This window comes from Chryseobacterium manosquense (assembly GCF_014623485.1).
Lineage (GTDB): Bacteria > Bacteroidota > Bacteroidia > Flavobacteriales > Weeksellaceae > Kaistella > Kaistella haifensis.
This window is the reverse complement of record NZ_CP060203.1, coordinates 2658371-2672468: the sequence shown is the minus strand read 5'-3', so window position 1 is coordinate 2672468 and position 14098 is coordinate 2658371. Positions and strand designations below refer to the sequence as shown.

At 37.8% G+C, this 14098-nt stretch carries 13 protein-coding genes and 1 other RNA gene; 5 read left to right on the top strand and 9 right to left on the bottom strand.

Features of this window, described 5'->3' with window-relative positions:
- Positions 1-49 precede the first annotated feature (49 nt).
- The 3 genes from H0S70_RS12755 to H0S70_RS12745 all read right to left on the bottom strand — a co-directional run bounded on the left by H0S70_RS12755 (position 50) and on the right by H0S70_RS12745 (position 4338).
- On the bottom strand, positions 50-943 hold the full coding sequence (locus H0S70_RS12755; RefSeq protein WP_123248917.1) for a ribokinase: 894 nt from the start codon (positions 941-943) through the stop codon (positions 50-52).
- A gap of 113 nt (positions 944-1056) precedes the next feature.
- Complete coding sequence (locus H0S70_RS12750) at positions 1057-1695, bottom strand: DUF4241 domain-containing protein (protein WP_123248918.1); 639 nt, start codon at positions 1693-1695, stop codon at positions 1057-1059.
- 21 nt (positions 1696-1716) lie between these two features.
- On the bottom strand, positions 1717-4338 hold the full coding sequence (locus tag H0S70_RS12745; protein ID WP_188321056.1) for a valine--tRNA ligase: 2622 nt from the start codon (positions 4336-4338) through the stop codon (positions 1717-1719).
- A gap of 123 nt (positions 4339-4461) precedes the next feature.
- Between H0S70_RS12745 and H0S70_RS12740 the strand changes: the two genes are divergently transcribed.
- A complete protein-coding gene (locus tag H0S70_RS12740) occupies positions 4462-4929 on the top strand; it encodes a DUF1573 domain-containing protein (RefSeq protein WP_188321055.1) in 468 nt (155 codons plus the stop codon).
- A gap of 80 nt (positions 4930-5009) precedes the next feature.
- Complete coding sequence (locus tag H0S70_RS12735) at positions 5010-5879, top strand: polyphosphate kinase 2 family protein (RefSeq protein WP_123248957.1); 870 nt, start codon at positions 5010-5012, stop codon at positions 5877-5879.
- 89 nt (positions 5880-5968) lie between these two features.
- On the opposite strand, the gene rnpB is transcribed toward H0S70_RS12735, so the two are convergent.
- Positions 5969-6295: RNase P RNA component class A (gene rnpB / locus H0S70_RS12730), an RNA gene on the bottom strand.
- A 99-nt stretch (positions 6296-6394) separates the two neighbouring features.
- On the opposite strand from rnpB, the gene H0S70_RS12725 reads away from it, so the two are divergent.
- The 3 genes from H0S70_RS12725 (at position 6395) to H0S70_RS12715 (ending at position 7850) form a co-directional block, all read left to right on the top strand.
- Positions 6395-7258, top strand: a complete 864-nt coding sequence (locus tag H0S70_RS12725) for a mechanosensitive ion channel family protein (protein ID WP_123248921.1) — start codon at positions 6395-6397, stop codon at positions 7256-7258.
- Between the two features lie 78 nt (positions 7259-7336).
- On the top strand, positions 7337-7591 hold the full coding sequence (locus H0S70_RS12720) for a type II toxin-antitoxin system Phd/YefM family antitoxin (protein ID WP_031503354.1): 255 nt from the start codon (positions 7337-7339) through the stop codon (positions 7589-7591).
- A 1-nt stretch (position 7592) separates the two neighbouring features.
- The gene (locus H0S70_RS12715) at positions 7593-7850 is read left to right on the top strand and encodes a Txe/YoeB family addiction module toxin (protein WP_031503357.1); all 258 of its coding nucleotides are present in this window, start codon (positions 7593-7595) and stop codon (positions 7848-7850) included.
- A gap of 195 nt (positions 7851-8045) precedes the next feature.
- Here H0S70_RS12715 and sucC read toward each other — a convergent pair whose 3' ends face one another.
- From sucC to H0S70_RS12690, 5 genes are all read right to left on the bottom strand, one after another.
- Entirely contained in the window at positions 8046-9239 is a 1194-nt protein-coding gene (sucC, locus tag H0S70_RS12710; RefSeq protein WP_031501699.1) for an ADP-forming succinate--CoA ligase subunit beta, read from the bottom strand.
- An 85-nt stretch (positions 9240-9324) separates the two neighbouring features.
- A complete protein-coding gene (locus H0S70_RS12705) occupies positions 9325-9585 on the bottom strand; it encodes a zinc ribbon domain-containing protein (RefSeq protein WP_123248922.1) in 261 nt (86 codons plus the stop codon).
- A 14-nt stretch (positions 9586-9599) separates the two neighbouring features.
- On the bottom strand, positions 9600-9986 hold the full coding sequence (locus tag H0S70_RS12700) for a DUF423 domain-containing protein (protein ID WP_188321054.1): 387 nt from the start codon (positions 9984-9986) through the stop codon (positions 9600-9602).
- Positions 9987-10165: 179 nt separating this feature from the next.
- Positions 10166-11494: a hydroxymethylglutaryl-CoA reductase, degradative gene (locus H0S70_RS12695; protein WP_188322251.1), complete on the bottom strand. Its 1329-nt coding sequence runs from the start codon at positions 11492-11494 to the stop codon at positions 10166-10168.
- A gap of 139 nt (positions 11495-11633) precedes the next feature.
- On the bottom strand, positions 11634-13556 hold the full coding sequence (locus H0S70_RS12690) for an ABC-F family ATP-binding cassette domain-containing protein (protein ID WP_188321053.1): 1923 nt from the start codon (positions 13554-13556) through the stop codon (positions 11634-11636).
- Between the last annotated feature and the right edge of the window lie 542 nt (positions 13557-14098).

The following is a 14098-nucleotide window of genomic DNA, read 5'->3' as shown; positions in this document are numbered from 1 at the left end:
TAAATTATCGTTGATAAAAAAGAATTTTCATCATGGTAAACATAGGATTTTATTGACCGAGCATATCTTTCAGATAAGGCAAACCACTTTGCGAACCTCTGTTTTTAGCCACTTTCAAGGAAACTTCATTCCCGAACCGCACGCAATGGTCGATGGAATTTTGGTGACAAAGCGCTACGGCAAACCCGGCCGTGAACGCATCGCCCATTCCCATTTTGTGAAGCATCGAATCGTGATCATTTCGGTAATACTTCATCTCGGAACCATTAAAATAGGTCGTTGAATTGCTATCATCCCGCACAAAAAGCTTGTTAGGATATTTTCTCAAGATTTCTTCCCGTTGATCTTCTCCGAAAACAATGGATAATTCATTGCTTTTTGCAACAATAAAATCTGCATTTTCGATAACTTCCTGAGATAATTTCTTGGCCGGAGATGCATAAATTCCTACTTTACTATCATGCTTCTTAGCAAATTGAATAGTAAATTCCACGGTTTCCATTGGTATTTCAAGCTGTACCAAAACCAAATCTGCTGTGGTGAAAAACTTTTCGGCTTCGGAAATATTTTTAGGTTTCAAAAGTGAATTGGAAGCCGGCACCACCACGATAGAATTGATACCTCCGGAAGTTGTCACATACGCCGTTCCGGATTCTGCATGTTCGGTTTCAGCAACATAACCAACATTCACCCCTTCATCTACGAGATTTCTTAAAATTTGTTGTCCGAAAGGATCCATCCCGACACATCCTATAAAATATACACTTGCACCAAGTCTTGCAGTTCCGACGGCCTGATTAGCACCTTTGCCTCCGAAAAAACTTTCCGATTTTCCGGCCATCACCGTTTCGTTTGGCTTAGGAAGATGTTCGGTCGAAAGAACCAAATCTATAGAAGAGCTGCCTACAACAATGATTTTTGGCTGTTCTGATGTGATATTCATGAGATTATTTATTGTTACCTGCATTTAATAATAAAGACGCGATCTCTCGCGCCTTTTGACTGCTCAACAAATTTATTCTTTTAATTACAAATCCGGAAATTATTTAACTTAAATTAACTCCCAATTTCGATAAATTCTGTAATAATCTTCACCGGCTGATTGTCGTTACCAAAACCAATATAACTTGCATAAAATCCTTCACCATAACCTGTTTCGAAAGCAAAAATATTTCCCGGCTTCTCGTCATCCGGTTTTAGAAAAGCAAACTGATCGATCGCTCCGTTTTCGTCGAAAAAATGTTCGTGAAAAAACTCTTCGTAAATTCCCATAAACTCGCTTCCTTTTCGGTGAAAAAGGCGATTCTCCAAACGATTCAATGATTCCTGGGTTTCACTATCCATGAAACAACCCATTCCGCTCTCCACCGGATACCCGAAAATCTCTTCTCCCTTCAATTCTTCGATATTTTGACCTTCGGTAGTCGCCATTTTCCATTCGGAAATTGGCGAATCACTGAAGATAATTTCCACATACGCAATGCAGTTGCTCTCTCTTTCCTTGTGTACCAAAACTGGGAATTCACCTTGCGGAAATACGATTTTGAAAGCCTTCATATCATTAGTAATCAATGGATCGCATGCAACCAAATGACCAGTAGGAAGATGAATTTTCCCAACATCGAAAGTTTCGATTAAAGGATTTTCAACAAAATTTTTGCTGAAAAGTTTGGAGATATTCTCGATATGCTTCATTGTATTAGTAGGTATGATGGGTTATGACAACGTGCTTAGTTTGGCCTCCAAAAGCGCGATTTTATCCTGTGCGTCTTTTTGTTTTTTTCTTTCAGCTTCTACAACTTCAGGTTTCGCGTTGGCCACAAATTTTTCGTTGGACAGTTTCTTTTCCACAGAAATCAGGAAACCTTGCAGGTATTTAATTTCCTCTTCGGTTTTCGCTTTTTCTTCTGCCAAATCGAGATTTTCGCTTAGCGGAATTGAAATTTCAATGGATCCAACTAAAAATGTGAAACTTGGCTTATCGGTTTTTTGTCCTAAATTTACTTCGGCAACATTGGCTAATTTTTTAATTAAATTTTCATTCTCGAATGCGGTTGCATTGGTGAAAACTTCCACACTTTCTCTTGGTGAAATTCCTTTGCTTTGGCGGTAATTTCTAATTCCAGAAATCAGTTCTTTCGCTGAATCAAAATTTTTAATTAAATCCTGATTGAATGTTTCCGGTTTTCTTTGTTGTGCGATCACCAAAGCGTTTTCCGGAGTTCTTTCAGCGATATTCTGCCACAGTTCTTCCGATAAAAACGGCATGAATGGGTGAATCAATTTCATTAATTCCTCAAAATAAAGGATTGTTTGATCATACACTTCCTTGGAAACCGGCTCTCCATAACCAGGTTTAATGGCTTCTAGGTACCATGAACAGAAATCGTCCCAAATCAGTTTGTATAATAAATGCAACGCATCAGAAATACGGAATTTCTCGAACTGATCGGCAACTTCGGCAATGGTTTTATCCATTTGATGACCAAACCAGTCAATCGCTTGTCGATCTGCGTCATTGGCTTTGATGTTTTCGTCTTTGTTCCAACCTTGAACAAGTCGATAAGCATTCCAAATTTTTGTCGCAAAGTTTCTTCCTTGCAACATCAATTCTTCATCGAATAGCAAGTCGTTTCCGGCAGCGGAACTCAACAAAATTCCTACACGAACTCCATCCGCTCCATATTTTTCAATCAATTCAATCGGATCCGGAGAATTTCCGAGCGATTTCGACATTTTTCTTCGTTGTTTATCGCGTACAATCCCTGTAAAATAAACGTTTTTGAAAGGAACTTCTTTGCGGTATTCCAAACCAGCCATGATCATTCGGGCCACCCAAAAGAAAATAATATCCGGACCGGTCACCAAATCAGAGGTTGGGTAATAATAATTGATGTCTTTATTTTCAGGATCCAACATTCCATCGAACACCGAAATCGGCCATAACCATGATGAAAACCAAGTATCGAGCGCGTCTTCATCCTGCTTCAAATTCTCAACAGCAAGCTCTAGGTTGTTGGATTTTTGTTTTGCTAAAACTAAAGCTTCTTCAATGGTTTCGGCAACTACAAAATCGTTTTCACCATCACCATAGAAGTAGGCAGGAATTTGCTGTCCCCACCATAATTGTCGGGAAATATTCCAATCGCGGATGTTTTCCATCCAATGTTTATAGGTGTTTTTGAATTTCTCAGGGTGAAATTTGATTTCATCATTCATCACCACATCCAAAGCTGGTTTGCCTAATTCACTCATTTTCAAGAACCATTGCACCGAAACTTTAGGTTCGATTACAGCGCCGGTTCTTTCGGAAGTTCCTACTTTATTCACATAATCTTCCGCTTTTAGCAAAAGATCTTTTTCTTCTAATTCTTTAGCAATAAGTTTTCGAACTTCGAATCTGTTTTTCCCGGCATAGTGTTGTCCGTGTTCGTTTAAGTTGGCATCATCGTCCAAAGAATCGATCATTGCTAAATTATGACGCTGACCGATTTCGTAATCGTTTGTATCGTGAGCCGGCGTAATTTTCAAAGCTCCCGTACCAAATTCGATATCCACATAATCATCTATAATAATCGGTATTATCCGATTTGCAATCGGAACTACTACATTTTTACCTTTTAAGTGCGCATATCTTTCATCATTAGGATTGATGCAGACTGCGGTGTCCCCGAAAATTGTTTCGGGACGCGTGGTCGCCACTGAGAGAAAATCCTCAGTTCCTTCAATTTTATATTTTAAATAATAAAGTTTACCATTCTGTTCCTTAAAGATTACCTCTTCATCGGAGATGTTGGTTTTCGCTTCCGGATCCCAGTTGACCATACGGTAGCCTCTGTAAATTAAACCTTTGTTGTACAGATCAACGAAAGATTTGATGACCTGCTGAGACAGTTTTGGCTCCATAGTAAAACGGGTTCTTTCCCAGTCGCAGGAGCAACCGAGTTTTTTCAATTGTTCCAAAATGGTTCCGCCGTATTTATCAGTCCAGTCCCATGCGTGTTTCAGAAACTCTTCTCGGGTAATATCAGATTTGTTGATGCCTTCAGATTTCAATTTAGCTACTACTTTAGCTTCGGTCGCGATAGAAGCGTGATCGGTACCAGGAACCCAACAAGCGTTGAAACCCTGCATTCTCGCCCTTCTTACCAAAACATCCTGAATGGTATTGTTCAGCATATGCCCCATGTGGAGAATCCCCGTAACGTTTGGTGGAGGAATCACAATGGTATACGGTGGTTTTTCGTTGGGCTCGGAATGGAAATAATTATTTTCGAGCCAATAGCTGTACCATTTGGTTTCCGTTTCCTGCGGGCTATATTTGTCTGAAATCTGCATAGGATCTATCTTTATCTTAATATGTGCAAAAATAGGTAAATAAAAAAAATTATCTACCTATTGAAATAATTTTTAACTTTGTCCTTATAATTTTATCAAAACATCAATATAATATTTAAAAATATGAAAAAAGTATTAGCAGGATTATTTCTAACTGCATCTTTCGCATTGGCCTCTGCACAGACCATTTCTTTCGATAAAACCACGCACGATTATGGCACTGTAAAAAATGGTTCGGACGGACACCGAATGTTTGTAGTAAAAAACACCGGCGACAAACCTTTGATTATTTCTAAAGTTCAAGCATCTTGCGGATGTACAACTCCGGAATGGAGCCAAGACCCAATTATGCCAGGTAAAACCGCACAAATCAAAGTAGGTTATAACACGACGATTGTTGGTCCTTTCACCAAAATCATTGAAGTATATTCAAACGATCCTGTGAACAGCAGATCGGTAATCAACATCAAAGGAAACGTAGAAGGAGCAGCTGCTGCTGCAACTACTGCAACAGCAATAGAAACTAAAGCAGAAGCTAAACCTATGGATGCATCAAGTAGAAAATTATCTAAAAAAGCACAAGCGCTTTAAAAGGTACTTTTTAAATAAATTTTAAAAGCACTTCTTTATTGAAGTGATTTTTTTTATTTTTAATGAAAATTATAAAAAACATGGATTTAGATTTCAGCGACAACTATAAAATAAAAAACAAATTTTCGATAAAAAAAACCGATACTAAATATTCGGGTAAACTGAAAAAAAGTGAAGGCAAGGAAATGCTTCAAAAGGAAAAAGAGAAACTCCGCGAATTGCAGGAAAAAATGTACGCCGACGGAAGCAAATCAGTATTAATTGTATTGCAAGCGATGGATGCTGCGGGAAAAGATTCTTTGATCGAGCATGTTTTCGGGGGTGTGAATCCGCAAGGTTGTGATGTACACAGTTTTAAAACTCCCAGCAGCAAAGAATATTCTCACGATTTTTTATGGCGACATTATGTTGCATTACCTGAAAAGGGAAAGATAGGAATTTTCAACAGAAGTCATTATGAAAGTGTTTTGGTGTGTAAAGTTCATCCCGAATATAATTTAAGTGAAAAAGTATGGAAGTCTGTTGATGACTTTGATGCAGACTTTTGGAAAAACCGTTACGAAAGCATTAAAAATTTCGAAAAACATTTATCGGATAACGGAACTACGATTATTAAAATTTTCTTGAATGTTTCTAAAGACGAGCAAAAGAAAAGATTTCTGGACCGAATTAACGAACCCGAAAAAAACTGGAAATTCGCAGCAAGTGATTTGTCGGAAAGAAAACTTTGGAACGACTACATGAAAGCGTATGAAGAGGCGATTAATGAAACTTCTAAAGAACACGCGCCTTGGTTTGTGATTCCTGCCGATGACAAATGGTTTGCAAGAGTTGCGGCGATACAAATCATCATCGATGCTTTAGAAAAAATGGATTTAAAATACCCAAAATTATCAGAGAAAGAAGCTGCTGGCTTGGCTGATGCGAAGAAGGAATTGGAAAGTGAGTAGATTTTGAGTGGAAGAGTATTTGGGTGATTGAGTTTTTGAGTTTCAAAACCTCAGAAACTTTGAACCCGAAACTCGAAACTCAAAAAAAACCCACAAGAAAAACTGTAAGCCGGATTCTGTAAATTCGCCGAAGCGAAAATGCCTGTTATTTATCTGCGCTTTACATTGCTGCAAAGCTTTAGCTGTTTACCCCTCGGTTTTTGGAGCGAGCAACTCCTATTTTCATTGCTGAAAAAATCCGATATACTTAACATTGCACCGCAAAGAGTTTACCTGGTTTCACTATAAATTAATATACATACTTTCTGTTGCACTGGTCCTGATCTTGCGACCGACGGGTGTTACCCGCTTTGCTGCTCTATGGTGTCCGGACTTTCCTACCCCGGTTTCCCGGAATCAACAGGCCGTTTTTCTTGTGGAGGGCAAAGATAATAAATTTTCAAGTTTATCCGTTATCAATTATCTGGACTGAAATTTGTTTGGTCAAAACCTTTTAAAATAGATATATTTGAATTATGGAAGTAGATGTAACTAAAATTAAATACATAGATATCGTTTACCGCGTTCTGGAACGCTGGTACACCAAATTCGCTGAAACCACACCCAATATCGCTGTAGGAATTATTGTCTTTGTTCTGATTCTGATGATGAGCTCTTATCTGAGTAAAGTTTCAGTAAAGATTTTTCACCGGCTTTTCCCGAAAAGCAAAAACAACTCAATCGTCACGCTGATCGGGGTTTTCAAATTCCTCATTATTTTAATGGGCGCATTTATCGCTTTTGAAATTATGGGCTTGGGTGGTTTTGTAATGAAATTCCTAGGAAGTTTGGGAGTTGCGGGGGTCATCGCCGGGGTTGCGCTGAAAGATTTGGTTTCATCAATGTTTTCGGGGATGCTGATCAGTTTCGATAAAGCATTTGCTGTGGGTGATTATGTTTCCATCAAGGGAATTTCCGGAACAGTTGAAGACATTGGTTTTCTGACCACTAAAGTTATCACTGATGAAGGTAAGAAGGTATATATCCCAAATCAGCTTATTTTCAGTGCGCCATTCATGAATTTTTCAGCGTCGTCGCAAAGAAAAGTATTCATTGATTTAGAAATTCCTAATACTGAGGATTTAGAAAAAGCCAAAAAGGTGATCTTGGATGAAATCCAAACTTTCGATTTTGCCGATAATACAGATTCTGCAGAAGTAATTTTTCTGAAACAAAGTTTCGGGATTTTTTATCTGGAAGCGAGATTCCAAATGAAAGCTGGCGAAAAAATTTCTCATGTACGGAGCGAGGCGCTTTTAAGAATCAAGAAAAAACTTGATGACAACGGAATTCAGCTGGCAACACAGACGCAGATTGACAGCGGGACTGCTGCTGAATAAAAACAGAAGGGAATTCGCAACAAAAATAGTTTCATTTTGATATTTGTACGTATATTTGTACGAAATAAAATACAAATTATGCTTATTACGAATGTTTCAGATTTCAGGAAAGACATAAAATCATATCTGGATAAGGTGGCCAAAAATTTTGAAACCCTAATTATTAATCGTGGGAAAGATTCAGGAATTGTTGTAATGTCTCTAGAAGAATATAATTCCCTTATGGCTACCAATTACGAATTGTCTTCGAGAACCAACGAACAGCGTTTAGATTCTGCTATTGAAAAACTGAAAAATGGAAAATCATTTTCTAAGAATTTAATAGAAGAATGATATGAGATATACCTTTGTTGATGAATCGTGGGAAGATTATCTCTATTGGCAGAAAACAGATAAAAAGAAACTAAAACGCATCAATGATTTATTAAAAGATATTTCAAGAAGCCCATTTGAAGGAATTGGCAAACCAGAACCACTGAAGCATAAATATTCAGGATTTTGGTCACGCAGGATTGATGATGAACATCGCTTAATTTATAAATATGGGGAAAATGAAATTCTAATCGCAAAATGTAGGTTTCATTACGACTGAAATTTTTTACGCAAATCCCTAGCCCTGATTGAAGCGGCATCCTTTTTTGACATTGCGTTTCCGAATTTTCCGACAGGTTTCTTCACCTAGTTCGCAATGGCAAAAAAGATATAGCGGAAAGCAGGTTCCCGGCTCCTAAAAACAAAAAAATCCGTTCAAAATTAATTGAGCGGATTTCTTATTTATTTGAAAATTTTAGTTTCCTAAAACTTCTTTTACTTTGTTGGCAGCTTCTTCCAAAGTAATTGCTGAATGCACTGGAAGACCTGAATTATCGATCAATTGCTTAGCTTCAACAGCGTTGGTTCCCTGAAGACGAACGATCAAAGGAACAGGAAGACTTCCCATTGCTTTGTAAGCATCTACCACACCTTGCGCTACACGGTCGCAACGTACGATTCCTCCGAAGATGTTGATCAGAATTGCTTTTACGTTTGGATCTTTCAGGATGATTCCGAAAGCTTTCTGAACTCTTTCCGCATCGGCAGTTCCCCCTACGTCCAAGAAGTTTGCCGGGTTACCACCTGATAATTTAATGATATCCATGGTTGCCATTGCCAAACCAGCTCCATTTACCATACAAGCTACGTCACCATCCAATTTTACGAAGTTCAGACCAGCTTCACCAGCTTCTACATCGGTAGGATCTTCTTCGCGGGTATCTCTTAATTCTGCTAAATCTTTGTGACGGAAAAGTGCGTTGTCATCTAAAGAAACTTTTGCATCTACTGCGATAATTTTATCGTCGGATGTTTTCAAAACCGGGTTGATTTCGAAAAGTGAAGCATCAATTCCTACGTAAGCATTGTAAAGATTGGTGATGAATTTGGTGAATTCTTTGAAAGCATTTCCTGATAAGCCAAGATTGAAAGCGATTTTTCTCGCTTGGAAACCTTGCAATCCGAAAGCCGGATCGATTACTTCTTTATGAATTAAATGCGGAGTTACTTCAGCAACGTGCTCAATATCCATGCCTCCTTCGGTAGAATATACCACAGTATTTTTCCCTAAAGCTCTGTCCAAAAGAATAGAAACATAAAATTCTTTGGTTTCAGATGGTCCCGGATAGTACACATCTTCTGCAACCAAAACGAAGTTTACTTTTTTACCCTCAGCGGAAGTTTGTGGAGTTACCAACTGCATTCCAATGATGTTTTGTGCATTTTCCTTCAATTTCTCCAAGTTTGGGGAAAACTTTACACCTCCACCTTTACCACGTCCACCTGCGTGAACCTGAGCTTTTACTACCCAACCCTCTGCACCGGTTAATTCTTTTAATTTTTTTGCCGCATCTACTGCTTCATCCACATTGTTTGCTACAAAACCGCGCTGGATATTTACGCCGTATTTTGCTAAAATCTCTTTGGATTGATACTCGTGAAGATTCATAATATTTTAATTAGATTTTTATTTTTTTAAAAGATTGACAAATTTAAGAAAAAGTTGGAAGACTGATGCCAGAACCCATCATTTTTTAATAATTTCTTGCTGCTTCTTTGCAGATTTTCAAATACTCATCCGGCATTTTCGAGAAATAATTGCTCTCATAATACTCATCGGAATGCGGAATATAAATGCTGTACGATTTGCCAATCGGAATCAGCGGAATAAAAAACAAGGTAATGTAGCTTTTGAAAATTTTAATCTCAGCATTCACCATCAACCCGTTTTTATTGATTTTCCGAGTTTCCTGTCCTACTAATTTTTTGGTATTTCCCGCGATGAAAAAGAACATTTTCGGAAGTGATTTTAAATTTTATGTTTTAAAAAATAAAAAATCAACATTGCCCAAGAAATAATCATCAAAAGTCCGCCAAGTGGCGTTATTGGACCGAGAAATTTCAAATTGGCATTCCAAACTTCGCTGAAACTTAAGAAATAAATGCTGACCGAAAACAAGAAGGTTCCAACGATCATTAAAATAGAAATCCACTTTTCCGCAGGCGTTTCAAATTTTAAAATATAACCCACAATGAGTAAAAACAACGCGGAATACATTTGATATCTCACGCCGGTTTCGAAACTTTCGAGTCTTTCTACCGATAAAATTTTCTTGAAAGCATGCGCTCCAAACGCTCCTAAAACTACGGAAAGCAGTCCGTAAACCGCGCCGACAACTAATGTAAATGTCTTCATATTAAAATTCTCCTTTTTGATTCATGATAAAAATTTGTGCCGCGATGGACAAGATTCCGATTAAAACAAACATCCACCAAAACCGCTTCGATTTGGAAAATCCTTGCTCTTTCGTAAGTTTCAGAAATATACCGAAAATTAATAGCAAAAGCCCTAAAAATAGCTGAAACATCTTTGTATTATGTATTTCTTAAATTATTAAATTCATTGATTACTTCATGATGCGAAACGGTTTTGTCTTTAAAATAGCTCACAAAGTGATTTTTCTCTTCTTCTGTCGCTCCCAATTGGTTCAGAATATTGAGAAGGTGCATTTTCATGTGCCCTTTTTGGATTCCCGTGGTCACCAAAGATCGAAGTGCAGCAAAATTCTGCGCCAATCCGGAAACCGCCAAAATACTCATCAATTCCTGCGCGGAAGGCTTTCCTAAAAGTGCCAAAGAAAATTTCACCAAAGGATGAAGATTCGTCAAACCACCGACAACACCAACAGAAATGGGCAGATCAATCCAAAACCTAAAAATCCCGTTATCGATGGTGCAATGCGTCAAACTGCTGTATTTTCCGTCCTTTGCTGCGTACGCATGCGCACAAGCTTCGGTCGCCCGGAAATCGTTTCCGGTCGCAATTACCACAGCATCTACCCCGTTCATAATTCCTTTGTTATGGGTCGTTGCGCGGAATGGTTCAATTTCAGCAATGGTTACGGCGCGTTTGAATTTAGTTGCAAATTCTTCATTGGTAATTCCGCTGTCATCGTTCAAGTCTTCAATTTTACAAGAAACTTCAGCTCTCACAATACAATCTGGAGTGAAGTTTGACAAAATATTCATCACAATTTGCAAAGAATCTTTTTCTTCCTGTGTAAAGGTTTCTTCTTTCGAAACTTCCTCTTTTAAAGTCTTTCCGAACTGCTCCAAACAAGAATTGATGAAATTGGCACCCATGGAATCCACCGTATCGAAACTGGCTTTCAGTTGGAAATAATTTTCCATATCGGCCGTTTTGTCGATCAATCGAATATTGAGAATTCCGCCGCCGCGGTTGCGCATGTTTTTGGTAATTTCCTCGGTAGCTTCAAAAAGCTTTTTCTTTAATTTAAAGTTAAAAAAATGAAGCACTTTATGAGGTTCCACATTTAAAATAAAATGCGTGTGACCCAATTTTTTGGTATTGATAATGGTGGTTTTAAAACCTCCTTTGTCGATCCAGAATTTGGCTGCTTTTGAAGCTGCTGCAACCACAGAACTTTCCTCTACTGCCATTGGTAGCGCGAGTAATTTCCCATCGATAAGGAAATTGGGCGCAATTCCGTAAGGCATATAAAAATTGGAAATGGTGTTCTCGGAAAACTCATCGTGAAGCTTTTGTAGCTCCGGATTTTCGTTCCAGTATTGTTTAAGTACCTGTTCGTAAGATTGGTCTCCTTCTAAATATTCGTTGACAATCCAATCAATTTTTCCTTGTTTTGATAGCTTAGAAAAACCTTCTACCGGTTTGTGTGTCATAGCAATTTGATTAAGTCCCAAATATAGCGATTTTTAGCCGGAAGAGGAAGTTGCCGAACCGAAGTTTTATCATCTTCTTGAAACAAAAAAAATCACCGAGTTTTTTCGGTGACTTTATATTTTTGCTTTTTAAACATTCTTAATCCAGCTGAGTTCCAAGGAATTCCCATTCCTGCAATGCCAAATCTAGTTCTTCTTTTTTAGCTTTGTATATTTCTAAAGTTTCTTCGGAAGGATTTTCTTTAGCAAAACCCGCTTCCATTTCTTCGATTTTCAATTCCAATTCCGAGATTTTCTCTTCGATTTTCTTAATTTTATTCTGGATATTTTTTTGATCTTTGGAAACGATGACAGGTTTCTTTTCAACCGGTTTTTCTACGATTTTTTCTACAACTGGCTCATTTCGCATTTCCTGCAATTTCGATTTTTCAGCGGAAACCTCGCGGATGCTTTCCTTTTGTCTGAATTCCAAATATTCATTCACATCGCCGAGGAATTCCTTCATTCTTCCATCGCGGAATTCGAATATTTTATCCGTTAATCCTTGTAAAAATTCCCTGTCGTGGGAAATTACGATCAGTGTTCCCTCGAATTTCTGCAAAGCCAATTTTATGATTTCTTTGGATTGAATATCAAGGTGGTTTGTCGGCTCATCCATAATCAACGTATTGAACGGGCGCAACAAGAGTTTACACAACGCCAAACGGTTTCTTTCTCCACCGGAAAGTACTTTGGTTTTTTTCTGCACATCTTCACCTTGGAAAAGGAAACTTCCCAGCAAATCTCTTACTCGCGGGCGCGTCTCTTCAGTTGCCGCATCTTCAGCTTCTTCCAAAACTGTTTTGTTCGGAGTGAGAACTTCTTCCTGATTCTGCGCGAAATAACCAATATTCACATTATGTCCTAATTCCCACTGGCCGGAATAATCTTTAATTTCACCGGCAAGGATTTTCGCAAGCGTCGTTTTTCCTTGTCCGTTTTGTCCCAACAACGCGATTCTATCTCCACGTTCTACAAAGAAATCAACTTTATCGAAAACTTGCTTGTTTCCATAAGATTTTCCAAGATTTTTGGCCTCGAAAATTACTTTCCCCGGAACAATAGATTGCACGAAACGAATGTTGAACTTCGAAACATCTTCGTTATCGATTTCGATTCGTTCAATTTTATCGAGTTTTTTAATTAAAGACTGCGCAAAAGAAGCTTTAGTAGCACTCGCCCGGAAACGGTTGATGTTATCCTCCATCTGTTTGATTTCGGCATCTTGGTTTTTCTTAGCTTGTGTTAATTTTTCTTTACGCTCCTTGCTCAGTTCCAAATATTTGGTGTAATTAGCTTTATAATCGTCGACTTTTTTATTATTAATGTCGAAAGTTCGGTTACAAACCGAGGTCATAAATTGCTTATCGTGGCTCACCAAAACGATTGCGCCGGGGTAATCTTTCAAAAATTCTTCCAACCAAATGATGGATTCCATATCGAGGTGGTTGGTTGGCTCATCCAGAAGCATCAAATCGTTTTTCTGAAGAAGTAGTTTAGCCAATTCAATTCTCATACGCCAACCTCCTGAAAACTCGTCGGTAATTTTATTGAAATCATCAGCTTTAAAACCAAGGCCGAGCAATACTTTTTCTACATCACCTTCCAGATTATACGCGTCATGGTGCATCAAAAGATCATTCAGTTCGGTCATTCTGTGGATCAAATTTTCGTAAAAATCACTCTCATAATCAGTTCTGGTCGCCAATTGATGATTCACCTCATCGAGCTCGTTTTTCATGGCATTAATTTGCTCAAAAGCCTGCAAAGTTTCATCCCAAACAGTACGTCCTTTCACAAAATCAAGATCTTGTTTTAGAAATCCGATGGTGATATTTCCTTCAGGAACGATGTTTCCTTCGTAGAAATTGATTTCTCCGGTAAGCATTTTCAGCAAAGTGGATTTTCCAGCTCCGTTTTTACCAACGAGACCAATTTTATCATCTTTTTTAATGGTGAAGTTGACATTTTGAAAAAGATAATTCCCTGAGTGATGAAGACCTAAGCCTTGAACTGACAACATATATATTAAGCAATTAGAAATGAGTATTTTCGAGGGGCAAAAGTACGGAAACTTATTGAATTGCTCTATTTTTCCGTGCCAGAGAAATATAATCGTAGGATAAAGCATTTTTTTTAACTTTAATGCTCATTTAAATCATTAATGAAACCATACTCAACATTAATGACAGACGTGAAAATCTCCTGAATCCATCAGATCACTTTCCGGTTCTTGCTGAGTTGAAATTCAGATAAAAAAAATCCACCAGATGACTCTGATGGATAAACACAAATGATGAAAAAAAATTTATTCTTCAGCTCTTGAAAGCATTAGAATGAAGCAAAGAAATATAATATTTTTGACATACCAAAATTATCTACAAAGTATTTTTTCAAAATAATTCATTAATACTGAAAATCAAATAAATAAACTTTAAATCAATTTTATCTTGATCATAAATATGGAAGATAAAACCATGATACTTCTTCGAAAATTCGAATATTATCAACAATTTTTTAAAAAAAAAGGGCTGCTGGAAAACCAACAACCCTTTGCTATATAAC

Coding starts and splice junctions, on each gene's coding strand:
- H0S70_RS12755 (WP_123248917.1), bottom strand. CDS start 943: ATGAATATCACATCAGAACAGCCAAAAATCATTGTTGTAGGCAGCTCT.
- H0S70_RS12750 (WP_123248918.1), bottom strand. CDS start 1,695: ATGAAGCATATCGAGAATATCTCCAAACTTTTCAGCAAAAATTTTGTT.
- H0S70_RS12745 (WP_188321056.1), bottom strand. CDS start 4,338: ATGCAGATTTCAGACAAATATAGCCCGCAGGAAACGGAAACCAAATGG.
- H0S70_RS12740 (WP_188321055.1), top strand. CDS start 4,462: ATGAAAAAAGTATTAGCAGGATTATTTCTAACTGCATCTTTCGCATTG.
- H0S70_RS12735 (WP_123248957.1), top strand. CDS start 5,010: ATGGATTTAGATTTCAGCGACAACTATAAAATAAAAAACAAATTTTCG.
- H0S70_RS12725 (WP_123248921.1), top strand. CDS start 6,395: ATGGAAGTAGATGTAACTAAAATTAAATACATAGATATCGTTTACCGC.
- H0S70_RS12720 (WP_031503354.1), top strand. CDS start 7,337: ATGCTTATTACGAATGTTTCAGATTTCAGGAAAGACATAAAATCATAT.
- H0S70_RS12715 (WP_031503357.1), top strand. CDS start 7,593: ATGAGATATACCTTTGTTGATGAATCGTGGGAAGATTATCTCTATTGG.
- sucC (WP_031501699.1), bottom strand. CDS start 9,239: ATGAATCTTCACGAGTATCAATCCAAAGAGATTTTAGCAAAATACGGC.
- H0S70_RS12705 (WP_123248922.1), bottom strand. CDS start 9,585: ATGTTCTTTTTCATCGCGGGAAATACCAAAAAATTAGTAGGACAGGAA.
- H0S70_RS12700 (WP_188321054.1), bottom strand. CDS start 9,986: ATGAAGACATTTACATTAGTTGTCGGCGCGGTTTACGGACTGCTTTCC.
- H0S70_RS12695 (WP_188322251.1), bottom strand. CDS start 11,494: ATGACACACAAACCGGTAGAAGGTTTTTCTAAGCTATCAAAACAAGGA.
- H0S70_RS12690 (WP_188321053.1), bottom strand. CDS start 13,556: ATGTTGTCAGTTCAAGGCTTAGGTCTTCATCACTCAGGGAATTATCTT.